The sequence below is a fragment of the Ferrovibrio sp. GW821-FHT12E11 genome (assembly GCF_058806975.1).
In genome coordinates, this window is sequence record NZ_JBXAQG010000001.1 from 2,120,927 (window position 1) to 2,141,593 (window position 20,667).

Sequence of the window (20,667 nt, forward strand, 5' to 3'; positions counted from 1 at the left end):
GGCGAAGACCTAGCGTGAAGCGGCGATGCGGCCAGCCTGAGAAAGACTCATGCCGCCGCCTCGGTGCCCTTCACCAGGCGCACCAGCTCCTCCACATGCCGCACCGGCGTTTCCGGCACGATGCCATGGCCGAGATTGAAGATATGGTTGCGGCCTTGGAAGGTGCGCAAAAGACGCTGCACGCCTTCGGCCAGTGCCGGTCCGCCGACCACCAGCAGGCGCGGATCGAGATTGCCCTGCACCACATGCCGGTTCCACAGGTGGTCCTTCGACCAGCCGAGCGGCATGGTGTAATCCAGTCCCAGCGCATCGGCGCCAGTGGCTGCGGCATAGCCGTCATACAGCGCGCCGGCACCGCGCGGGAAAGCGATCACCGGAACGGTCGGATGGTTCGCCTTCAGCGCCGCAATGATCTTGCGCACCGGCTCGATGCAGAATCGGCGGAATTCATTCTCCGGCAGCACGCCGGCCCAGGTGTCGAACAACTGCACCACCTCGGCGCCGGCCTGAATCTGGCGGTCCAGGTAACTCACCGTTGCCTCGGTCAGGATGTCCATAAGGGCCTGCAGACCCAGCGGGTTGCCGAAGGCCCAGGTCTTGGCGGCGGCGAAATCCTTGGACCCGCGTCCTTCGAGCATATAGGTCGCAACCGTCCAGGGAGCCCCGGCAAAGCCGATCAGGGTGCAGCTGGGGGGGAGGGCCGCCTTGATACGCCCGACCGCCTCGTAGACCGGTCCCAGCGTCTTGTGGATGCCAGCAGGGTTCAGCCGAACCAGCTCGCCGTCGGTTCGGATGGCATCCAGCACCGGTCCCTCGTTTTCCTTGAAGGCCAGATGCTGGCCCAGGGCCTGCGGGATCAGCAGGATATCGGCGAACAGGATGGCAGCATCGAAGCCGAAACGCCGGATCGGCTGCAGCGTCACCTCGGCAGCCAGTTCGGGGTTGTAGCAAAGATCGAGGAAACTGCCGGCCTGGGCGCGGACCTCGCGGTATTCCGGCAGATAGCGGCCTGCCTGGCGCATCAACCACAGGGGCGGACGCGCACTCGGCAAGCCGGCCAGGGTGCGAAGGAGGGGTTTACTTGGCTGCTGTGCTGATTGCCCCGGGGCCGGGGTCTGAGGAACAAGGGTCATCACTTATTCCTTTCCTATTTTATATATAATTTAAAGAGGTAGTGGTTGCAGTAGTGCGGTGAGTCCTGGGGATACTCCGGGACTCAGGCTCTGCCCCGGATTCCATCCCGCGGATGGCCTGCTGCCGGGAAAACCTGCCCTGGCGGGGATAAACCCGTTAAAACCGGTACGACTCCGATGCCGTTCGCCGCTGGGGATTATGGGGATAACGGGGACGATGACCGGATGATGGCGGCATTGTGTCTCATCCCCGCTTTCCACAGGCCGGTCGGAAATTTGATCCTCCGGTGACAGGCTGGTTGCATGAAAAAGGCGTTCCGGGCATGAAAAGACGAGCGATGGGGATAACCCCTACCTTATCCCGCTTATCCCCATAATCCCCCTGCCGGATTCCCGATGCAGAAAACCACCCGGCCGCATATCCACCTGGTCTCCGACGCCACTGGCGAAACGCTGAAGTCGGTGGCCAAGGCAGCACTCGTGCAGTTCCAGAAGTCGCAGGAAGAGGTGGAAACCCACACCTGGGCGCTGGTGCGCAAGCCGTTGCAGATGGAACGCGTGGTGGAGGCCATCGCCGCCATGGGCGGCCTGGTGCTGTTCACCATCGTCGACCAGGAATTGCGCGAAATCCTGATCAAGGGTTGCGCCAAGGCCAAGCTGCCGATCGTGCCGGTGCTGGATCCGGTGATCATGGCCTTTGGCAAATATCTGGGCGAGAAGGCGGTGAACCTGCCCGGCCGCCAGCACGAGCTGGATGCGGAATATTTCCATCGCATCGACGCCATGCATTTCACCATCGCCCATGATGATGGCCAGCATCTGGAAGATCTGGAGAAGGCCGACATCGTTCTGGTCGGTGTGTCGCGCACCTCCAAGACGCCGACCTCGATCTATTTGGCAAACAGAGGCTTCAAGACCGCCAATGTGCCGATCGTGCCGGGCCTTGTCATTCCGGACGAGGTCGAGACTCTGAAACAGCCGCTGGTCGTCGGTCTTACCACGTCGCCCGACCGTCTGGTCTCGATCCGCAAAAACCGTCTAATCTCGATGAACCAGAATACCGAGACGGCCTATGTGGACGACGAGCGCGTGAAAGAAGAACTCGTCATCGCCCGCAAACTCTGCAGCAAGCATAACTGGCCGATGATCGACGTGACCCGGCGCTCGATCGAGGAAACCGCCGCCGCGATCCTGAATCTGCATGCGCGGCGCGAAGAGCAGCGCAAGCAGCAGGATCTGGGCCTTGAAGGACCGAAGGCGTGAGCCTGATTCTTGCCTCGGCCAGCACCACGCGCGCCACCATGCTGCGCGCGGCCGGCCTCGATTTCCGCGTGCTGCCGGCCCGTGTGGATGAAGAGGAAATCAAGCTCGGCCTGAAAGCCGAAGGCGCCGGTATCCGCGATGCCGCGCAGGCGCTGGCCGAACTGAAGGCCCATCGCATCAGCCATGCCGAGCCGGGCGATTTCGTCATCGCGGCGGATTCCATGCTGGCCTGCGAGCAGCGCTGGTACGACAAACCGCAGAACCGTGACGAGGCCCGCGACCATCTGCTGTCCCTGCGCGGCAAGACCCATGAGCTGGTCAGCGCCGTTGTGCTGGCGCGCGGCGGCAGCGTGATCTGGCGTCATATCGACGCGGCGAAGCTGACCATGCGCAATTTTTCCGACGGTTTCCTGGACGCCTATCTGGTCCAGGCCGGCGATGCGGTGCTGTCATCGGTCGGCTGTTACCAGCTTGAAGGCCTGGGTGCGCAGCTGTTCAGCAAAATCCAGGGCGACCACTTCACCATCCTCGGCCTGCCGTTGCTGCCGCTGCTGGATATCCTGCGCGAGAATAAAGTTCTGAGAGCATGAGTTCCGATACAGACGACGACATCCTGCCGCGCGCCGGCGTGATCGGCTGGCCGGTCGACCATTCCCGTTCGCCGAAGCTGCATGGCTTCTGGCTGCAGCAGTATGGCATCCGCGGCCGCTACGACCGGCTGCCGGTGCCGCCGGAAGAACTCGGCGCGTTTCTGGAGGCCCTGCCGAAGGAGCCGGGTTTCCGCGGCATCAATGTCACCATTCCCCACAAGGTCGCCGTGCTGCCGTATCTGGCGCAGGTCGACCCGGTGGCGCGCCGCATCGGCGCGGTGAACACCATCGCGGTGCAGCCCGATGGCAGCCTGCATGGTAGCAACACCGACGCCTTCGGTTTTCTAGCTTCGCTGCGCGCCGATGCGCCGAAGATGTGGCGTGCGGCCAATGGACCCGCCGTGGTGCTGGGGGCGGGGGGCGCCGCGCGGGCGGTGATGGTGTCTCTGCTGGATGCCGGCGCGCCGGAACTGCGTCTGACCAATCGTAGCCGCGACAAGGCCGAGGCCCTGGCCGCCGAATTCGGCGGCCGCGTGCTGGTCGTCGACTGGGAGGAGCGTGCCGCCGGCCTGGCCGGGGCGAACCTGCTGGTCAACACCACCAGCCTAGGCATGGGCGGCCAGCCGGCGCTGGATATCGCGCTGGACGATCTGCCGGCCACGGCGCTGGTCAACGACATCGTCTACACCCCGCTGGAAACCGACCTGCTGGCCCGCGCCCAGGCGCGCGGCAATCCGGTGGTGGACGGGCTGGGCATGCTGCTGCACCAGGGCCGCCCGGGCTTCGCAGCCTGGTTTGGCACCACCCCCGACGTCACCCCCGCCCTGCGCGCCGCCGTGCTGGCTTGACTTGGGTTAGCTAAGTTAGCTAAGCTAACTTTCGCGGATTAGCTAAGTCAAGTGTAAGTCTATGACGATCCAAGTGAATATCCACGAGGCGAAAACCAGTCTGTCCAAGCTGATCGAGGCCGTGAAGCGTGGTGAGGATGTGGTGATCGCCCGCGCCGGCAAGCCGGAGGTGCGTCTGGTGATGGCCGAGACCGCCGTGCCCAAGGCGAAACGTCAGTTCGGCTTCCTCAAAGGGCAGATGCAGTTTGCCCCTGATTTCGAAACCGTTCGCCTGTTTCAGGACGAGCCGTGATGAGGCTGCTGCTCGATACCAACATCTTCGTCTGGGCGCTGAACGATCTGCAGGCGCTCGCCCCCTCGGCCCAGAGCATGCTGCAGGATGGCGATAACGAGCTGTTCGTCAGCATGGCCAGCCTCTGGGAGGTCGCCGCCAAGATGAGCGCCGGAAAGCTGCAAGCCGAGACCGACTGGGAGGCCTATCTGCCTCGGATGGGCGCCAGCCTGCTGCCCATTGAGGTCGCCCATGTCAGCGAAGTCGCCCGCCTGCCCAACCTGCCTGCCGATCCCTTCGACCGCATGCTCATTGCCCAGGCGCGCTGCGAAGACCTGATCCTGATGACCCGCGACAAGCATTTCGCCGATTACGATGTCACGGTGATGCCGGCATGATGAAGGTCGCGCTCACCGGTTCGATCGGCATGGGCAAGTCCACCGTGGGAAAGATGTTTGCGGCGCTCGGCGTGCCGCTGTTCGACGCCGATGCCGCCGTGCATGCCCTTTATGCGCCGGGCGGGGCCGCGGTCGCGCCGATCCGTGCCGCCTTCCCCGAAGCCGTGGTCGACAATGCGGTGGATCGCGGCATCCTGTCGCGCCTGGTGCTGAACGATGCCGCCAGGATTAAGGCGCTGGAAGCGATCGTGCATCCGCTGGTGGGCCAGCTGCGCCAGCAGTTCCTGGATGCCGCGGAGCAGCGCGGCGAGCCCTTCGTGCTGCTGGATATCCCGCTGCTCTTCGAAGGCCAGGGCCACAAGACCGCCGACGCCATCATCGTGGTCAGCGCGCCGGCCGGACATCAGCGCGACCGCGTGTTGGCGCGGCCGGGCATGACGGAAGACAAATTCGCCGCAATTCTGGCGCGCCAGGTGCCCGATGCCGAAAAGCGCCGCCTGGCCCATCATGTGATCGATACCGGCACCAGCCTGGATGAAACCGAGGCGCAGGTGAAAACCCTGGTTGCCGAATTGCGCCGCAAGGCAGGGGAAGCGTAATGCGCGAGATCGTGCTCGATACCGAAACCACCGGTTTCAAAGCCAACGAGGGCGACCGCCTGGTCGAGATCGGCTGCATCGAGCTGATCAATCACATCCCGACCGGTAATCACTTCCACAGATATCTCAATCCTGAACGCTCGATGCCGGAAGACGCTTTCAAGGTGCATGGCCTGTCGGACGAGTTTCTGAAGGACAAGCCACTGTTCGCCGCCGTGGCGCAGGAGTTCTGCGACTTCATCGGCGAGGATCCGCTGGTGATCCATAACGCCAGTTTCGATCTCAGCTTCCTGAATGCCGAACTGGCGCGGCTGTCGGGCATGCCGCATATCGCCATGGAACGCGCCATCGATACCGTGCGGCTGGCGCGCGCCAAATTCCCGGGCGCCCAGGTCAATCTCGATGCGCTGTGCCGTCGCTTCAGCATCGACAATTCGGCCCGCACCAAGCATGGCGCGCTGCTCGACGCGGAACTGCTGGCCGAGGTGTATCTCGAACTGATCGGCGGCCGGCAGCAGGGTCTTGGCCTGGCCGGGATTGAGGCTGGCGGACAGCAGTTGTCCACGGCGCCGATCCAGCGTGGCCCGGCCCGGCCGCCGCGACCCCATGCCCCCAGCGATGCAGAACTCGCAGCCCATGGCGCCTTTGTCGCAAAACTGAAAGACGCGCTCTGGCTCAAGGACGCATAAAGATTATTTTCCGATTACCTTATTGGAAACTCACTCTTTTTCCCCGGTAAACGCCGGTTAATCTGCGCTCCGCCTCCTCGTGGATATCAGTCGCCCGGTTTCACCCCCATGCGTCGCCTGCTGCATTTCAGCGCTGCCCTGTTCGGGGCCATCGTCCTGCTGCTCGCAGGCCTCAACCTCTATGTCTATACCGACCTGCGGCAGGCAGCGATCCGTGAGGAAACCGGCGATCTGGAGCGGCAGGCCGAACTGCGCGGCCAGGAAATCGAAAACTCGCTGCAGAGCATCCGATTTGCGCTGGAAAAAATCGAACTGCTGTGGACGCTCAATGGCAATGAGGCCGAATGGCTGCATCACCAGCTCAAGGGCCTGGAACAGCAGCTGACCTATGTGCGCGCGCTGACCATCATCAGCGCCACCGGCGACGGGCTGCACACGTCCCGCACTTATCCGGTGCCGGCGCTGAATGTCGCGCCATTTCCGGTGATCGCCTATCACATCAATGGCGGAGCCGACAAATTCAATCTCGGCATGCCGACCAAGAGCACCATCGACGGCGACTGGCAGCTGCCGCTCAGCATGGCCGTGCGCGGCAGCGACGGAACGCTGCGCGCCATCGTCGTCGCCATTATCGATCCGCGCGCCTATGCCAAGGCGTTTGAAAGCGCCGTGGCCGAAGGCGATTACGTCACGCTGCTGACCCGCGACCTGCATCTCATCTCCCGCTCGCCCTGGCTGGAGAGCGAAATCGGCCAGTCCCTGGCGCGCACGAGTGCCTATCAGGCCCTGGACGCCAGCGGCCAGAATGCGATCAGCGGCATTTATGCCAACCCCTTCACGGGCGTACAGCGCATCGCCGCGGTGCGGCGTCTGTTCGATGGCAAGCTGGTGATCTCCAGCTCGCGGCCGCTGATTGCCGGCATCGCCGGGTGGCGCTCGCAGGCCATCATCATCAGTGTGATTTCCGGCGTGATTCTTCTGCTCGGCGGACTGGGTGTGTATGTCGCGCTGCGCATGCTGGTGGACCGCGACCGCAAGGCACAGGCGCTGGCACGACTGAATCACGAGCTGCAGGAACAGACGGCGCGCGCCGAGCGGCTGGTCACGGTGAAAAGTGAATTCCTCGCCACCATGAGTCACGAAATCCGCACGCCGATGAATGGCGTTCTGGGCATGGCGCAGGCGCTGGAAAATCTGCCGCTGGATGCCACCGCGCGCGACTATGTTGGCGTTATCCGTGAGTCGGCCGAAGGGCTGCTGGGCATCATCAACGACATCCTGGATTTCTCGCGGCTGGAAGCGGGCCGCCTGAAGGTTGCGCCCAGTGCCGTACGTCTGCCGGTCCTGATGGAATCGATGAGCGCGCTGTTTGCGCCGGCCTGCGCGCAAAAGCATCTTGCCTTCCACACGGAGCTCGATCCCGCAGCCCCTTTGAGTATCGAGACGGATCCGGTACGGCTGCGCCAGATCCTGATCAACCTGCTGGGCAACGCCGTGAAGTTTACCGGCAAGGGCCAGGTCGTGTTGCGCGCCAGGAACCAGCCTATGCGCAATGGAGAGGCCGGCATCCGCTTCGAAGTTGCGGATACCGGTATCGGCATCGCCGCCTCGGCCCTGGGCAGTATTTTCGAACGCTTTGCCCAGGAAGATGCCTCCACGGCGCGTCAGTATGGCGGTACCGGGCTCGGGCTTGCGATCTGCCGCCGCCTTGCGACCCTGCTGGGCGGTGAAATCGGTTGCGAGAGCGAGAAGAATGTCGGCTCCGTTTTCTGGCTGCATCTGCCGACCGATATGGCCGATGACACGGATGATGCGGAGTTTGCGGCGCCACGGCCGCGCCGTCAGGATCACACGCCGCCCGACCTCCTGTGCGTGGATGACAATCACGTCAACCGCCGCATCATCGAAACCCTGATCAAGCCGTTCTGCCGCAGCCTGACCATGGCCTCCAGCGGGGCCGAGGCGATTGCCGCGGTTTCAAAGCGGCGTTTTGACGCCGTTCTGCTCGATATCCACATGCCGGACATGGATGGCGTCGAAACCCTGCATCACCTGCGGCGGCAGCCCAATGGCCGCGGTCTCTATGTGGTGGCGCTTACCGCGGATGTGGTGCCGGAAGCGCTGGCGCGTTACGACATGGCCGGCTTTGATGCCGTGGTGCCCAAGCCGGTCGAACTCGACCGCCTGCTCAGGGTGCTGGGCCTGTTGCCGCAGGACTGATTTCAGCGGCCGTCCAGATCGCTGAAGCAGAAGACCATGTCGACCGTCGACCCGTCGGTCGACAGCGGCATCAGCACCGAGCTGCTTGCCCGCAACGGCGACTGCCGCAATGAGCTGCCGTCTGGCAGGGCGCCGACGACCGGGTTATAGGTGTAAACCGGGATGCGCTTTTCGATGACGATGCGGTAATTCAGCATCACATCGTCACCGGGCACGCCAAGATGGGCGCCCATGTAATTTCCCTGCACCGGCTGGCCGGTCGGGTCGCGGCCGCGCAGGGCCACCTGGGCGGTGCCGACCAGGCGATAGCGCAGCCACGGCGGTTCCGCCAGAACTTCGGTGAGCAGGATGCCGGGCAGGAGGTCGGCGGGGATGTCCAGCGGATCTATGTCCTGGCGGCCCGGCATCGGCCGGTCGCCACGACGGATGTTCCAGTAATCCCAGATGCGCCGGATCGGCAGCGAGCACCGCTCAAGCAGTGCAGCGCCGAGCAGGCGTGGATATTTCGAGTTGCGGATATCGTCGTCGAGCGACCCGCTCACAGTTCCCCCTTATGACCCGTTGCCCTGCCGGGAACGGTCAGATTGCCGTCACCAACCGGCGGCGGCAAGGGGAAGTTGTGTTTTGCGGCTCAGGCTGTGCCCACGGGCTGGTCGGCCTGGGCTTCCTTGCTGCGCTGGTACTGCTGCACGAAGTCGATCGGGTCCAGCATCAGCGGCGGCATGCCGCCGTCGCGCGTCGCGTCGGCCACGATACGGCGGGCGAAGGGGAACAGCAGGCGCGGGGCTTCCACCAGCAGCAGGGGTTCGACATGGTCGGGCGGGATATTCGCCAGGGTGAACAGGCCGGCATAATGCAGGTCGACCACGAAGGCGACTTCGTCGCCATGCTTGGCTTCGCACAGGATGCGCAGGGTCACTTCGAACAGGCTGTCGTTGACGCGTTCGGCTTGGGTGCCGACATTGACCGAAATCTGCGGTGCCGACTGGACGCTGAACGTACGCGGCGCCATCGGATGCTCGAAGGAGAGATCCTTGGTGTATTGCGCGTTCAGGCCGAAGCGCGGCGCGTCGTCAGGGTTGAAACCGGGCGGCGGATTGGCGGTGTCGGTCATGACCGGCTGTCTCTCTGTCTTATCCAGTTCGCTGGGCCGGCTGTCCCTAGCATGATTTGCCGCAACCGAACAAGGCGGCAACCCTTGCCGCCGGCTGCGGCCGGCCTTGCAATACGGTGATTTCTCCTTATTTGCAGGAAATGCCGGTCTTCGGTCGGGGGCATGCGCTGCTGGACCGGCGCAGGCGGCAGGAGTAAATTCGCCCGAACAGGGCAAGACAGGCTTTTTCATAATGGGCGACGGTTTCCAGTTCCTCGATATTCTTCTGCTGGGTGCGATCGCCGGCTTTATCGCGCTGCGTCTGCGCGCGGTGCTGGGTCAGCGCACCGGCCATGAACAGAAACGCCGCCGGCCGCCCTTTGCCGATGCCGACGAGGCAGCCGACAAGCTGGACGATTCCGACGGCACCGTGGTCAACCTGCCCCGTCGCGACGATGCCGCCAAGCTGTCGGGCGATCCCGCCGCCGATGAACGCATTGCCCGCATCCGTGCCGTCGACCCCAGCTTCAACGGCGCCGAATTCCTCGAGGGCGCCAAATCCGCCTATGAAATGGTGGTCACCGCGTTTGCCGCCGGCGACAAGGAGGCCCTGCGGCCCCTGCTGTCGCGCGAGGTGTTCGACGATTTCGCCAGCGCCATCGACGACCGCGCCAAGCGCGGCGAGACCATGCAGACCACCTTTGTGGGCCTGCGCGGCAGCGCCATTGTCGATACCCAGGTGAACAACCGGATCGCCGAAGTGACCATCAAGTTCGAGTCCGAGCTGATCACCGTGACCAAGGATGCCCAGGGCCACACCGTCGGCGGCCATGGCAATGCGGTGGAGCAGGTCACCGATATCTGGACCTTTGCCCGCGATACGCGGTCGCGCGATCCCAACTGGACGCTGATCGCCACCTCGGCGCCCACCGAAGCCACGCCGACCTGACGCAGTGCTCGGGCGGCTCGCGCTTCTCCTGTTTGTTGGTCTGGCCGGCTGCGGCCCGAAAGCGCCGCCCCCGCCGCCGCTGGCCTTCCGGCCAGCCACCTTTGCCGATCTGCCCGGCTATGCGTCCGACCGGGTTGCCGAAGCGCTGCCAGCGCTGAGCCGCAGCTGTACGCGGATGCTGCCGCGCAACGATCGCCCCCTGGACAATTACGACCGTTACGGCACCGGCAACGACTGGCGCGCCTTCTGTACTGCGCTGGCGCAGATCGGTGCGGGTGACGATGCCGCCCTGCGCCGCCTGGTCGAGGCCGAGCTGCAGCCGGTGGTGGTGCTCGGCGACGGCAAGGCGGAAGGCCTGTTCACCGGCTATTACGAACCCCTGGTGCGCGGCAGCAGGACCAAGCAGGGCATCTATACTGTGCCGCTGTACCGGCAGCCGCCCGACCTGGTGCAGGTCGACCTCGGTGAATTCCGCGACAGCCTGAAGGGCCAGCGCATTGCCGGCCGTGTCCGCGATGGCCGCCTGCGGCCCTATGAGGATCGCGGCGCTATCGATGGCGGCGCCCTGGCCAACAAGAGCCTGGAACTGGTGTGGCTCGATGATGCCGCCGATGCCTTTTTCCTGCAGGTGCAGGGTTCCGGTCTGGTGCAGCTCGATACCGGCGCGAAAACCCGCGTCGGCTTTGCTGCCCAGAACGGCCATCCTTATGTGGCCATCGGCCGGGTGATGATCGAGCGCGGCACCCTGCCGCGCGAAGACGTGTCGATGCAGGCGATCCGCGGCTGGCTGCGTGCCAACCCCGATGCCGCGCCGGAACTGCTGCGGCAGAATCCGTCTTACGTGTTTTTCCGGGAATTGCCGCCGCCGAAGGACGATCTCGATGGACCGCCGGGCGCGCAGGGCGTGGCGCTGGTGCCGGGCCGCAGCCTGGCGGTGGATCGCAGCCATCATGCGCTGGGCCTGCCGCTGTGGCTTGATGCGAAGCAGCCGGCGGCTGCTGGCGCAGGCGAGGCATCGCTGCAGCGCCTGATGGTCGCGCAGGATACCGGCGGGGCCATCCGCGGCGCGGTGCGCGGCGATGTGTTCTGGGGGGCCGGGCCGCAGGCCGAAAGCGTGGCTGGCCGCATGAAGCATCCGGGCCGCTTCTGGCTGCTGCTGCCAAAATCCGTGGCGGCGAAGCTGACCGCCGTCTCTTAAGACGGCGCGCCGGTCCAGTGATCGAAGGCGCCGGCGCCGAAGATGGTGTCGATAACCACGCCATCGCTGGCCAGCGGCGCATGCAGGCCTTCGTAATGCATCCATTCGCGATTGCGCAGCCAGGTGACTTGGCCGCGATTGATCACTGGGCTGCGCCGCCGCACCACCGCGGTGTAAAGCCGGTTGAATTCGGCGGCGGCGGCGGGCGGAAAGATATCGTCGATCACGCGGCCGATCAGGCCCGGGCCGTAGATGGCGATATGCTCCTCGCCCAGCAGGCGGATGCGGAAGCGCGTCTCCGACAGCACGTCGATCAGGTAGACATAAGGAAGCAGGCCGCGCAGTTCGAGGGGGTCGAGATCGCTGCGCGACGGCAGGCGGTCGCCCGGCCCGCATTTCGACTGCCAGTAAGCGAGCAGACTTTGCAGGATCGGCGATTTCGGCGTCAGGCTGTCGGCAGCGCCGGCGCCGCGGAATTTGAGCGCGGCGCTGGCCTCCGAGGATTTGCCATCATCGGTCATGGTTCGGACTCTGGTGCCGAGTCATGGGTCGAACAAGCGTAAATCCGGTAACCCCCTGTCGCCCGGCGGATTCCGTTACCGCCGGCACCATGTCATACTAGCCCGACGATCCTTTACGACCTCTTGCCAGACCCGCCATGCCCGCCCATTCTCCCCTTGTCATCCGGACCTCGGAAGACCGCGACCTCGCCGCGATTGCCGCCATCTACGGCCACCATGTGCGCCACGGGTTCGGCAGTTTCGAGGAAGTGCCGCCGGATGCCGCCGAAATGGCGCGTCGGCGCAGCGACATCCTGGCAAAGGATTTTCCCTATCTGGTGGCCGAACTGGACGGCCGGGTAATGGGCTATGCCTATGCCAGCGCCTACCGCCCGCGCATCGCCTATCGTTTTTCCGTCGAGGATTCGATCTATGTGTCGCCGGATGCGCCGCGCCGGGGCATCGGGCGGGCGCTGCTGGAAAACCTGATCGCGCGCTGCAGCGGTCTGGGCTATCGCCAGATGGTGGCGGTGATCGGCGATACGCAGAATCTCGGTTCCATCGGCCTGCATGCAGCCCTTGGCTTTCGCGTCGTCGGCACGCTGCCCTCCATCGGCTTCAAACACGGCCGCTGGGTCGACAGCGTGTTCATGCAGCGCGCGCTCGGGCCCGGCGACAGCCTGCTGCCGAACGCCCAGGTCAGCCCGGACTGAACAGCCTACATGCCGCTGGCAAGGAAGGCGCCATCCACCGGGATGGTTACGCCGCTGACGTAGGAGGCGGCCGGCGAGGCGAGATAGACGGCGGCGCCGGCCAGCTCGTGCGTCTGGCCGAAGCGATGCATCGGCGTGCGCGCCATGGCCAGCGCCTTGCGGTCATCCTTCATGGTGTCCTTGTTCAGGTCGGTCATGAAGAAGCCCGGCGCGATGGCGTTCACCCGCACGCCGCGGGCCGCCCATTCGGCCGCCAGCGTCTCGGTCATCGCCACCACGCCATGCTTGCTGATGCAGTAGAGGGCGTTGCGCGGGAAGCCGCGGAAGGACGCCAGCGAGGCGATGCTGATGATGCTGCCGCGGCCGCGGCCCAGCATCAGCTTGCCGAATTCCAGCGACGCGAAATACACGCTTTTCACATTGGTGGTGATGATGCGGTCGAAATCCTCCGGCGTGAATTCCTCCGCTGGCTTCAGCGTCATGATGCCCTGCGCATTCACCAGGATATCGACCGGCGCGATCTTTTCGCAGCGTGCGGCGAAGGCCTTGAGCTGGCTCATGTCGGCGGCATCCACCGCATCGACGCCGGCAGCGATGCCGTTTTTGCTGAATTCGACAGCCGCCTGCTCCAGCACGTCGCGGCGCCGGCCGGCCAGCGTCAGCCGTGCGCCGGCCTTGCCCAGGCCTTCCGCGATTGCCTTACCGATGCCGCTGCCGCCGCCGATCACCACGGCATGACGACCGCTCAGGTCGAATGACATCTCTTCGGGCTGGGCAATCGGGCTGACGGAATTCACGAGGCTTTCTCCCGGGTCTCGTTCAGGAAGTCCCGACGTTCCAGCACGTCGAGATAGGATTGCTTGGTCTGGTTGATATGACTGCGCATCAACGTCTGCAGCGCGGCCACGTCGCGGGCCTTGATCAATTTGAGCATCTCGCGATGGTCCTTGATCGACAGCTTGTTCAGCGAGGCTTCATGCGAGAGCCGCGAGCGCAGCGCCTGGATGCGGAAACCGATCAGGCTGTAGGCCGAGCTGATATAGGGATTGCCGCAGAGATCGATGATGGTCTCGTGGTATTCACCGTCTAGCGTGCGATAGGCGATGTTGTCGTTCGCGTCATAAGCCGCGCGCATGCCGTCGAAGATGCGGGTCATGCGGGTGACCAGCGCGTCGTGATGGCGCTCGATGGCGGCCGCCACGGCTGCCACCTCCAGCACCTCGCGCAGTTCCGAGATCGCCGTCACCTGGTCGGGCGCCAGGCGGAAGACATAGGTGCCGCGCTGCGGCTGCACTTCGACCAGGCCTTCCAGTTTCAGTTGCAGCAGCGCCTCGCGCACCGGCGTCTTGGAAATCCCCAGTTCGGCGGCCAGCGTGTTTTCCGACAGGCCCGCGCCCAGGCTGAGCCGGCCGTCGATGATGCGGGTGCGCATCTCCTCGACCACCAGTTCCTTCAGCGATTTCGGCCTGATCAGTTTCATGACGCCTGCCTGCCAGTGCCTGTCAGCCGGTGGGACCGCGTAAACGGCGCATAAGATTCCGGCTTGTGCCTAGTGTGTGGTGTCTGATATATCAGTTGAGAGGGCGTCACACAAGAGCGCCCCGCGAAGACGTGTTTGAGGAAACGCAAAACCGCTGGCGGTCGCTCCTGTCCGGGAGCCGGCGCCGCCATCCGTCCGGGAGAGGCCCATGACCATCGCAACCAAGATCCTGAAATCCAGTCTGGCGCTTTGCGCCGGCATTGCCCTGTTCGCTGCCTTGCCGGTGCAGGCCCAGCAGAAATTCACGCTGAAGTTCAATCACGTGCTGGGCCCGAAAGAGCCCTTCCATGACGGCTTCACCGCCTGGTCCAAGGCAGTCGATGCGCGCACCAATGGCGGCCTGAAGATCGAGGTCTTCCATTCCGCCCAGTTGGGCAAGGAAGAAGACATCATCGAGCAGATCCGCCAGGGCGCCAATCTCGGCCAGAACACCGACTCAGCGCGCATGGGCAACTATGTGCCCGGCATCGCGGTGATGAACGGGCCGTATTTTGTCGAGACGCTGGAAGACGTGGCCAAGCTGCGCAAGGCGCCGACCGTGATCAAGTGGCAGGACGAGCTGGCGACCAAGCACGGTTTGAAGGTCGTGTCCTTTAGCTGGGTGCAGGGCTATCGCCACTTCTTCACCAACAAGCCGGTGAAGACGCCGGAAGACCTGAAGGGGCTGCGCATCCGCACGCCACCTGCGCCGATCTGGCAGGAATCCATCCGCGCGCTCGGTGCGACTCCCGTCGCCATGGCCTTTGGCGAGATGTATCCGGGCCTGCAGCAGCGCGCCATCGACGGCGTCGAACTGGTCTACAACAACATTCCCGGCGGGCGCTTCTATGAGGTGCTGAAATTCGCCAATGAGACCAAGCATATCATGCTGATCAACTTCGAAGTGGTCAGCGCCAAGTGGTTTGACGGCTTGCCGAAAGACTACCAGACGGCGCTGGTCGAGGAAGCCGACAAGGCCGGTGAGGCGACATCGAAGGAAATCTTCCGGCTCGAAGCGGAAGTCGAGCAGCAGCTCAAGGGCCGCGGTATGACCATCGTCAAGGATGTCGATCTGGCCGCCTTCCGCAAGGCTGGCGACAAGGCCTACGAGACGCTGAAGATTCTCGATGCCAAGAATGCCGTGCACAAGGAAATCGGCAAGTAATCTCGTCCGGAGTTGTCATGCTGAAGGTATTGTATGACCGGGTTTGCGCGGCGGAGGCTTTTGTCGCCGCCGCGCTTCTGGTCCTGATGGTCATCCTGATTTTCCTTGGCGGCGTGATGCGCATGATCGGCTATCCGATCAACTGGTCGGGCGATGCCGCCACCTGCTTCTTCGCTTGGGCCTGCTTCCTCTGCGCCGATATCGCCTGGCGCAAGAACAGCCTGATGTCGATCGAGGTGCTGACCACCAAGCTGTCGCCGGGCCTGCAGGCGGCCTGCCGCTGGATCAACTACGCCCTGATCACGGCGTTTCTGGTCTATCTCGTCATCATGGGCTGTTACCTGTCGTGGATCAGCCGCATCCGCAGTTTCCAGGGCATCCCGGAGATCAGCTATTCCTGGGTCACCATGAGCCTGCCCGTCGGCGGCCTGCTGCTGCTGATCTCCACTTTCCTCAAGATGCGCGACGAGCTGCACGGCAAGATCGCCCATAGCAACGCCGCCGACATCCTGTAATCGCCATGCTGCTTGTCCTGATCGCCTTCGCTGTCCTGATGCTGATCGGCATGCCGGTCGCCTTTGCCATCGGCATTTCCGGCATGCTGTTCTTCCTGCAGCATCCGGAACTGCCGATCACCATCCCGATCCAGATCACGGTGACCGAGACGCAGAATTTCGCGCTCCTCGCCGTGCCGCTGTTCATCCTAGCCGGCAACTTCCTCAACAATTCCGGCATCACCCATAACCTACTGAAACTGGCGAGCGTGCTCACCGGCCGCATGTATGGTGGCCTGGCACAGACCTCGATTGCGCTGTCCACGCTGATGAGCGGCGTCACCGGATCCTGCATCGCCGATGCGGCGATGAATGCGCGCGTGCTGGGCGTGCAGATGCTGAAGCGCGGCTTCTCGAAAGGCTATGCCGCCGGCGTGCTGTCCTACGGCTCGCTGATGGCGCCGATCATTCCGCCCGGCATCGGCTTCATCCTCTATGGCACGGTGGGGCAGGTCTCGATTGGCCGGCTGTTTGCCGCCGGCATCCTGCCGGGCTTCATGCTCTGGGCCTCGCTGGCGATTGCCATCTCGATCACCGCGCGCAAACGCGGCTACGGTCCCGAGCGCGACACGGCGCCGACTGCGAAGGAAATCGCGCTGGCCTCCTGGGGCGGCATCTGGGCGCTGCTGTTCCCGGTGATCCTGCTGCTCGGCCTGCGCATGGGTGTCTTCACGCCCTCCGAGATCGGCGCGTTTGCGGTGATCTATGCCATCGTCATCGGCATGTTCGCCTATCGCATGCTGACCTTCGCCAATTTCCGCGAGGCGCTGGAAGGCAGCCTGGTCGATGTCGGTGCGGTGATGTTCCTGCTCGCGCTGTCGGCCATCTTCGGCTACGGCATCGTCTTCGAACGCGTGCCGGAAGTGATCGCCGACTGGATGATCGGCTTCACCGACAATGCCCATCTGGCGATGGTGCTGATCGTGCTGTTCGTGCTGGTGGCCGGCACCTTCATGGAAGGCTCGGTGCTGATCATCATGCTGACGCCGCTGTTCATGCCGCTGATCCGGCAATACGGCATCGATCCCGTCCATTTCGGCCTGGTCTTCATCATCGCCGCCACCATCGGCAACTTCACGCCCCCGGTCGGCGGCGCGATGTTCGTGGTCTGCCAGGTGCTGCGCTGCCGGATCGGCGATTACACGCGGGAATCCATGCCCTTCCTAATCGCCGTCTCGGCCGTGACCCTGCTGCTGGTCTTCGTCCCCGAGGTGGTGCTGGTGATCCCGGACTGGATTTTCGGGCCCAGTTGAGACTGGTTTTCACATTGATATAATTAGATAATCCTATTAACTTGTCAGGCAGCCAATGACTGCCCTGCCTGACATACGGCTCCCGATCTCGCGCGTCGAGATGCTGGCCGAAACCCTGCTCCAGCCGATCCTGGCCGGCGACTGGCGGCCGCATGACCGCCTGCCCTCCGAACACAGCCTGGCCGAGACCCACGGGGTCAGCCGCGCCGTGGTGCGCGAGGCCATCGCCCGGCTGAAATCCGACGGCTATGTCGAGACCCGCCAGGGCAAGGGCGCTTTTGTCGCCGCCGCACCAGGCGGGAATGCCTTTCGCCTGACTGCCGACGGCGACGATCACCTGCTGGAGCTGCGCGCGCTGATCGAGGCCGATTGCGCCGCATTAGCCGCCGAACGCCATACGCTGGCCGATCTGCAGGCGCTGCGTGCTGCGCAAGCCGCCATGCGCGACGCGGTGGCCGCCGGTGGGCTCGGCCTGGCCGAGGATATCCGCTTCCATGACGTGCTGGCGACGGCGGCGCATAACCCGGCGCTGCGGCGTTTCGCCGCCTTCATCGGCCGCCATGCGCGCGAGGCCATGCAGTTCGCCCGCCTCAGCCGCCTTAAGGACGAAAACCGCCTGGCCGAGATCGAGGCCGAACACAGCGCCATTATCGCCGCCGTTGAAAACTGCGATGCGGCGGCTGCCCGCGCCGTCCTGCTCAGACATATCGAAAGCGGCCTGCGCCGCCACGGATTATAACAGCCCCATCGTTGCGTACCGGAGACCAGCCCGCATGTCCGCCACCATTGATGCCAAGCCTCGCGTTGCCCTCTTCGTCACCTGCCTGGTCGATCTGTTCCGGCCCTCGGTCGGCTTCGCCACCATCAAGCTGCTGGAAGATGCCGGTTGCAGCGTCGATGTGCCCGAAGCCCAGGTCTGCTGCGGCCAGCCGGCTTACAACTCCGGCGACCGTAAGGATACGGTGACGATCGCGCGCCAGGTGATCGAGGCCTTTGAAGACTACGATTACGTGGTGGCGCCCAGCGGCTCCTGCGGCGGCATGATCAAGGATCACTATCCGGCGCTGTTCGCCGCCGAACCCGACTGGCAGCGCCGCGCCGAAGACCTGTCGGCGCGCATGTTCGAACTGACCAGCTTCCTCGTCGATGTGCTGAAAACCGATCCGGTCTCGGCCAGCCTGTCAGCGAAGGTCACCTATCACGATTCCTGCTCAGGGCTCCGCGAACTCGGCGTGAAGGCGCAGCCGCGTGCGCTGCTTGGCAGCGTCGCGGGTGTAGACCTGGTGGAAATGCAGACGCCGGAAACCTGCTGCGGTTTCGGTGGCACCTTCTGCGTCAAATACGGCGAAGTCTCCACCGACATCGTCGAACGCAAGACGACCGATATCAAGGCCACCGGTGCCGATCTGCTCCTGGCCGGCGACATGGGCTGCCTGCTCAACATGGCGGGCAAACTGAAGCGCGAGGGCAGCCCTATACAGGTGCGCCATGTGGCCGAGGTGCTGGCCGGTATGATCGATACGCCCGCCATTGGCGAAGCAAAGTGAGGACCATGGCATGAGCATGGAAATCACCGCCCAGGCCTTCGAGGCCAATGCCGCCAAGGCGCTGCGCGATCCCAACCTACGCAAGGCCATGGGCATCATCAGCGGGCCGATGGCCAGCCGCCGCGTCGAGACCGCGCGCGAACTGCCGGAATTCGAGGCTTTGCGCGACGAGGGTGTGAAGATCAAGAACCACGTCCTGCAGCATATCGACTTGTATCTGGAGCGCTTCGAGCAGCAGCTCACCGCGCGCGGCGGCAAGCTGCACTGGTGCCGCACGCCGCGCGAGGCACGCGAAACCATCCTCGCACTGTGCCGCTCGCGCGATGCGAAAATCGTCACCAAGGGCAAGTCGATGGTGACCGAGGAGATCGGTCTCAACGATTTCCTGGTCGAGCATGGCATCACGCCGGTGGAAACCGATCTGGGCGAATACATCATCCAGCTGGCCCATGAACCGCCCAGCCACATCATCGGCCCGGCCCTGCACAAGACGCGCGAGCAGATCGCCGAGCTGTTCGAGGACCATCATCCCGATTACGAACTGAACGGCAAAAAGGCTGGCACGCGATCTACAGAGCCTCAGGTTCTTGTGACAGAGGCGCGCAGTGTGCTGCGTGACACCTATTTCAAGGCCGATGTGGGCATCACCGGTGCCAATTTCCTGATCGCTGAGACCGGCGCCACTGTGATCGTCACCAACGAGGGCAATGGCGACCTGACGCAGTCACTGCCCAGGATGCATATCGCGGTCAGCAGCATCGAGAAGGTCATCCCCAATCTGGAAGACCTCTCCACCATCCTGCGGATTCTGGCGCGCTCGGCCACTGGCCAGGAAATGAGTTGCTACACGACGCTCAGCTGCGGCCCGAAGCGGCGGGAAGACATCGACGGGCCGGAAGAATTCCATGTCGTGCTGGTCGATAACGGCCGCAGCGAAATGCTGGGCACGGCGCTCCAACCTCTTTTGCGCTGCATCCGTTGCGGCGCCTGCATGAACAACTGCCCGGTCTATCATTCGGTCGGCGGCCATGCCTATGGCTGGGTCTATCCCGGTCCCATTGGCGCTGCGCTCGACCCGCATATGATCGGCCTGGAGACGGCGCGGCATCTGCCCAATGCCTCCACCTTCTGCGGCAAATGCGAGGAGGTCTGTCCGATGCGCATCCCGCTGCCCGATATCATGCGGCACTGGCGTGAACAGGCACATGAAAAGCAGATCACGCCGCCGCTCCAGCGCTGGGGCGTCGAGCTCTGGGCCTTCGCCGCCCGCACGCCCTGGCTCTATCGCCTGGGCACGCGGATTGCGATTGCCGCCCTCAACATGCTGGGCAAGGACAAGGGGCGCTTCGCGTCCATGCCGCTGGCCGCGGGCTGGACCGACGGACGCGACCTGCCGGCGCCGCAATCGGCCGAGACCTTCATGGCGCAGTACCGCAAGCAGAAGCGGAGCGTCTGAGATGAGCAATTCCCGCGACCGTATTTTCGCCACCCTGCGCGCCGGCCTCAAAGACACGGTGAACGATCCCGGTCGCCGCGCCGCGGTGATCGAGCGCATCAAGGGCCATCCGCGTAATCTCGTGCCGCAGCGCGCGCAGATTCCCCATGTCGAACAGGTGGCTTTGTTCATCGCCAAGGTGGAGGCGCTGACCGTCACGGTCGACCGCGTGGCCGGTGAAGCCGATGTGCCGGGCAAGATCGCCGATTATCTGGCGCAGCATAACCTGCCCAGCCGTCTGCGCGTTTCGCCCGACCCGCTGCTGCAGGCCCTGCCCTGGGGCGACCGCCCGCTGCTGCAGGTCGACTACGGTCCCGGCCGCAGCCAGGATCTGGTCAGCGTCACGCCGGCCTTTGCCGCCATCGCCGAAACCGGTACGCTGATGCTGCACTCGTCCAGCACCACGCCGACGACGCTGCATTTCGTGCCCGACCATCATGTGGTGGTGCTGAAAGAAAGCCAGGTCACCGGCGGCCTGGAAGACGCCTTCCAGCGTTTGCGTGACAAACTCGGGGACGTGGACAACTGGCCACGCACGGTGAATTTCATCACCGGGCCGTCGCGCACCGCCGATATCGAAGGCGTGCCGGTGCTCGGGGCCCATGGACCGCGCCGCCTGCATATCGTACTCATCGCGGATGGTTCGTAAGGCTTCCATAAAACCGGCGCC

General features: G+C 64.2%; 24 protein-coding genes. 18 read left to right on the forward strand and 6 right to left on the reverse strand.

The annotated features are described in order from the left end of the window. Positions 1–47: 47 nt before the first annotated feature. Positions 48–1,133, reverse strand: coding sequence for a uroporphyrinogen decarboxylase (gene hemE / locus AC1ROT_RS10535; protein WP_492998909.1), 1,086 nt, complete (start codon positions 1,131–1,133; stop codon positions 48–50). A 396-nt stretch (positions 1,134–1,529) separates the two neighbouring features. On the opposite strand from hemE, the gene AC1ROT_RS10540 reads away from it, so the two are divergent. The 8 genes from AC1ROT_RS10540 (at position 1,530) to AC1ROT_RS10575 (ending at position 8,011) form a co-directional block, all read left to right on the forward strand. Then, positions 1,530–2,396 carry a pyruvate, water dikinase regulatory protein gene (locus AC1ROT_RS10540; RefSeq protein ID WP_492972255.1) on the forward strand — a complete coding sequence of 289 codons (867 nt, stop codon included), beginning with the start codon at positions 1,530–1,532 and terminating at the stop codon, positions 2,394–2,396. Next, the gene (locus AC1ROT_RS10545; protein WP_492972254.1) at positions 2,393–2,986 is read left to right on the forward strand and encodes a Maf family protein; all 594 of its coding nucleotides are present in this window, start codon (positions 2,393–2,395) and stop codon (positions 2,984–2,986) included. The genes AC1ROT_RS10540 and AC1ROT_RS10545 overlap by 4 nt, the downstream gene beginning before the upstream one ends. Then, the gene (locus AC1ROT_RS10550) at positions 2,983–3,834 is read left to right on the forward strand and encodes a shikimate dehydrogenase (RefSeq protein WP_492998911.1); all 852 of its coding nucleotides are present in this window, start codon (positions 2,983–2,985) and stop codon (positions 3,832–3,834) included. Before AC1ROT_RS10545 ends, AC1ROT_RS10550 begins: the two co-directional genes overlap by 4 nt. 61 nt (positions 3,835–3,895) lie before the next feature. Further along, on the forward strand, positions 3,896–4,126 hold the full coding sequence (locus tag AC1ROT_RS10555) for a type II toxin-antitoxin system Phd/YefM family antitoxin (RefSeq protein ID WP_492998913.1): 231 nt from the start codon (positions 3,896–3,898) through the stop codon (positions 4,124–4,126). Continuing rightward, positions 4,126–4,503 (forward strand): type II toxin-antitoxin system VapC family toxin, encoded by a 378-nt coding sequence (locus tag AC1ROT_RS10560; protein ID WP_492972251.1) that lies wholly within the window; start codon positions 4,126–4,128, stop codon positions 4,501–4,503. Before AC1ROT_RS10555 ends, AC1ROT_RS10560 begins: the two co-directional genes overlap by 1 nt. After that, positions 4,500–5,102, forward strand: coding sequence for a dephospho-CoA kinase (gene coaE / locus AC1ROT_RS10565; protein WP_492972250.1), 603 nt, complete (start codon positions 4,500–4,502; stop codon positions 5,100–5,102). Before AC1ROT_RS10560 ends, coaE begins: the two co-directional genes overlap by 4 nt. Continuing rightward, entirely contained in the window at positions 5,102–5,791 is a 690-nt protein-coding gene (dnaQ, locus tag AC1ROT_RS10570) for a DNA polymerase III subunit epsilon (protein ID WP_492972249.1), read from the forward strand. Before coaE ends, dnaQ begins: the two co-directional genes overlap by 1 nt. Positions 5,792–5,899: 108 nt before the next feature. Continuing rightward, entirely contained in the window at positions 5,900–8,011 is a 2,112-nt protein-coding gene (locus tag AC1ROT_RS10575) for a hybrid sensor histidine kinase/response regulator (RefSeq protein ID WP_492998915.1), read from the forward strand. A gap of 2 nt (positions 8,012–8,013) precedes the next feature. Here AC1ROT_RS10575 and AC1ROT_RS10580 read toward each other — a convergent pair whose 3' ends face one another. Beyond that, positions 8,014–8,553 (reverse strand): PAS domain-containing protein, encoded by a 540-nt coding sequence (locus tag AC1ROT_RS10580; RefSeq protein WP_492998916.1) that lies wholly within the window; start codon positions 8,551–8,553, stop codon positions 8,014–8,016. Positions 8,554–8,642: 89 nt separating this feature from the next. After that, a complete protein-coding gene (secB, locus tag AC1ROT_RS10585) occupies positions 8,643–9,125 on the reverse strand; it encodes a protein-export chaperone SecB (RefSeq protein WP_492972246.1) in 483 nt (160 codons plus the stop codon). A 232-nt stretch (positions 9,126–9,357) separates the two neighbouring features. On the opposite strand from secB, the gene AC1ROT_RS10590 reads away from it, so the two are divergent. Both AC1ROT_RS10590 and mltA read left to right on the forward strand, forming a co-directional pair. Further along, entirely contained in the window at positions 9,358–10,053 is a 696-nt protein-coding gene (locus AC1ROT_RS10590; protein ID WP_492998918.1) for a Tim44/TimA family putative adaptor protein, read from the forward strand. A gap of 4 nt (positions 10,054–10,057) precedes the next feature. After that, a complete protein-coding gene (mltA, locus tag AC1ROT_RS10595) occupies positions 10,058–11,251 on the forward strand; it encodes a murein transglycosylase A (RefSeq protein WP_492998920.1) in 1,194 nt (397 codons plus the stop codon). Here the strand turns inward: mltA and AC1ROT_RS10600 are convergent. Next, a complete protein-coding gene (locus tag AC1ROT_RS10600; RefSeq protein ID WP_492998922.1) occupies positions 11,248–11,772 on the reverse strand; it encodes a PAS domain-containing protein in 525 nt (174 codons plus the stop codon). The two genes, mltA and AC1ROT_RS10600, sit on opposite strands and share 4 nt — an antisense overlap. 137 nt (positions 11,773–11,909) lie before the next feature. On the opposite strand from AC1ROT_RS10600, the gene AC1ROT_RS10605 reads away from it, so the two are divergent. Further along, complete coding sequence (locus tag AC1ROT_RS10605) at positions 11,910–12,464, forward strand: GNAT family N-acetyltransferase (RefSeq protein WP_492972242.1); 555 nt, start codon at positions 11,910–11,912, stop codon at positions 12,462–12,464. Positions 12,465–12,469: 5 nt separating this feature from the next. Here the strand turns inward: AC1ROT_RS10605 and AC1ROT_RS10610 are convergent, their stop codons facing one another. Together AC1ROT_RS10610 and AC1ROT_RS10615 are read right to left on the reverse strand one after the other, a co-directional pair. Next, the gene (locus tag AC1ROT_RS10610) at positions 12,470–13,261 is read right to left on the reverse strand and encodes an SDR family NAD(P)-dependent oxidoreductase (RefSeq protein ID WP_492998924.1); all 792 of its coding nucleotides are present in this window, start codon (positions 13,259–13,261) and stop codon (positions 12,470–12,472) included. Next, a complete protein-coding gene (locus AC1ROT_RS10615) occupies positions 13,258–13,944 on the reverse strand; it encodes a GntR family transcriptional regulator (protein WP_492972240.1) in 687 nt (228 codons plus the stop codon). The genes AC1ROT_RS10610 and AC1ROT_RS10615 overlap by 4 nt, the downstream gene beginning before the upstream one ends. A 208-nt stretch (positions 13,945–14,152) precedes the next feature. Between AC1ROT_RS10615 and AC1ROT_RS10620 the strand changes: the two genes are divergently transcribed. Genes AC1ROT_RS10620 through AC1ROT_RS10650 form a run of 7 tightly spaced genes read left to right on the forward strand, consistent with a single transcriptional unit; the run spans position 14,153 to position 20,646 of the window. After that, positions 14,153–15,148 (forward strand): C4-dicarboxylate TRAP transporter substrate-binding protein, encoded by a 996-nt coding sequence (locus AC1ROT_RS10620; protein ID WP_492972239.1) that lies wholly within the window; start codon positions 14,153–14,155, stop codon positions 15,146–15,148. A gap of 17 nt (positions 15,149–15,165) precedes the next feature. Next, complete coding sequence (locus AC1ROT_RS10625; protein WP_492998926.1) at positions 15,166–15,663, forward strand: TRAP transporter small permease; 498 nt, start codon at positions 15,166–15,168, stop codon at positions 15,661–15,663. A 5-nt stretch (positions 15,664–15,668) separates the two neighbouring features. Next, entirely contained in the window at positions 15,669–16,955 is a 1,287-nt protein-coding gene (locus AC1ROT_RS10630) for a TRAP transporter large permease (protein WP_492972237.1), read from the forward strand. Between the two features lie 55 nt (positions 16,956–17,010). Further along, complete coding sequence (locus AC1ROT_RS10635) at positions 17,011–17,694, forward strand: FadR/GntR family transcriptional regulator (RefSeq protein WP_492998928.1); 684 nt, start codon at positions 17,011–17,013, stop codon at positions 17,692–17,694. A 34-nt stretch (positions 17,695–17,728) separates the two neighbouring features. After that, on the forward strand, positions 17,729–18,502 hold the full coding sequence (locus AC1ROT_RS10640; RefSeq protein WP_492972235.1) for a (Fe-S)-binding protein: 774 nt from the start codon (positions 17,729–17,731) through the stop codon (positions 18,500–18,502). A 10-nt stretch (positions 18,503–18,512) separates the two neighbouring features. Beyond that, positions 18,513–19,958 carry a LutB/LldF family L-lactate oxidation iron-sulfur protein gene (locus AC1ROT_RS10645; protein ID WP_492998930.1) on the forward strand — a complete coding sequence of 482 codons (1,446 nt, stop codon included), beginning with the start codon at positions 18,513–18,515 and terminating at the stop codon, positions 19,956–19,958. Between the two features lies 1 nt (position 19,959). Then, complete coding sequence (locus tag AC1ROT_RS10650) at positions 19,960–20,646, forward strand: LutC/YkgG family protein (protein ID WP_492998932.1); 687 nt, start codon at positions 19,960–19,962, stop codon at positions 20,644–20,646. Positions 20,647–20,667: the final 21 nt, after the last annotated feature.

Coding starts and splice junctions, on each gene's coding strand:
- AC1ROT_RS10630 (WP_492972237.1), top strand. CDS start 15,669: ATGCTGCTTGTCCTGATCGCCTTCGCTGTCCTGATGCTGATCGGCATG.
- hemE (WP_492998909.1), bottom strand. CDS start 1,133: ATGACCCTTGTTCCTCAGACCCCGGCCCCGGGGCAATCAGCACAGCAG.
- AC1ROT_RS10555 (WP_492998913.1), top strand. CDS start 3,896: ATGACGATCCAAGTGAATATCCACGAGGCGAAAACCAGTCTGTCCAAG.
- AC1ROT_RS10625 (WP_492998926.1), top strand. CDS start 15,166: ATGCTGAAGGTATTGTATGACCGGGTTTGCGCGGCGGAGGCTTTTGTC.
- AC1ROT_RS10550 (WP_492998911.1), top strand. CDS start 2,983: ATGAGTTCCGATACAGACGACGACATCCTGCCGCGCGCCGGCGTGATC.
- AC1ROT_RS10590 (WP_492998918.1), top strand. CDS start 9,358: ATGGGCGACGGTTTCCAGTTCCTCGATATTCTTCTGCTGGGTGCGATC.
- AC1ROT_RS10600 (WP_492998922.1), bottom strand. CDS start 11,772: ATGACCGATGATGGCAAATCCTCGGAGGCCAGCGCCGCGCTCAAATTC.
- AC1ROT_RS10575 (WP_492998915.1), top strand. CDS start 5,900: ATGCGTCGCCTGCTGCATTTCAGCGCTGCCCTGTTCGGGGCCATCGTC.
- AC1ROT_RS10650 (WP_492998932.1), top strand. CDS start 19,960: ATGAGCAATTCCCGCGACCGTATTTTCGCCACCCTGCGCGCCGGCCTC.
- AC1ROT_RS10620 (WP_492972239.1), top strand. CDS start 14,153: ATGACCATCGCAACCAAGATCCTGAAATCCAGTCTGGCGCTTTGCGCC.
- AC1ROT_RS10635 (WP_492998928.1), top strand. CDS start 17,011: ATGACTGCCCTGCCTGACATACGGCTCCCGATCTCGCGCGTCGAGATG.
- AC1ROT_RS10640 (WP_492972235.1), top strand. CDS start 17,729: ATGTCCGCCACCATTGATGCCAAGCCTCGCGTTGCCCTCTTCGTCACC.
- AC1ROT_RS10605 (WP_492972242.1), top strand. CDS start 11,910: ATGCCCGCCCATTCTCCCCTTGTCATCCGGACCTCGGAAGACCGCGAC.
- dnaQ (WP_492972249.1), top strand. CDS start 5,102: ATGCGCGAGATCGTGCTCGATACCGAAACCACCGGTTTCAAAGCCAAC.
- AC1ROT_RS10540 (WP_492972255.1), top strand. CDS start 1,530: ATGCAGAAAACCACCCGGCCGCATATCCACCTGGTCTCCGACGCCACT.
- AC1ROT_RS10615 (WP_492972240.1), bottom strand. CDS start 13,944: ATGAAACTGATCAGGCCGAAATCGCTGAAGGAACTGGTGGTCGAGGAG.
- coaE (WP_492972250.1), top strand. CDS start 4,500: ATGATGAAGGTCGCGCTCACCGGTTCGATCGGCATGGGCAAGTCCACC.
- AC1ROT_RS10645 (WP_492998930.1), top strand. CDS start 18,513: ATGAGCATGGAAATCACCGCCCAGGCCTTCGAGGCCAATGCCGCCAAG.
- AC1ROT_RS10560 (WP_492972251.1), top strand. CDS start 4,126: ATGAGGCTGCTGCTCGATACCAACATCTTCGTCTGGGCGCTGAACGAT.
- secB (WP_492972246.1), bottom strand. CDS start 9,125: ATGACCGACACCGCCAATCCGCCGCCCGGTTTCAACCCTGACGACGCG.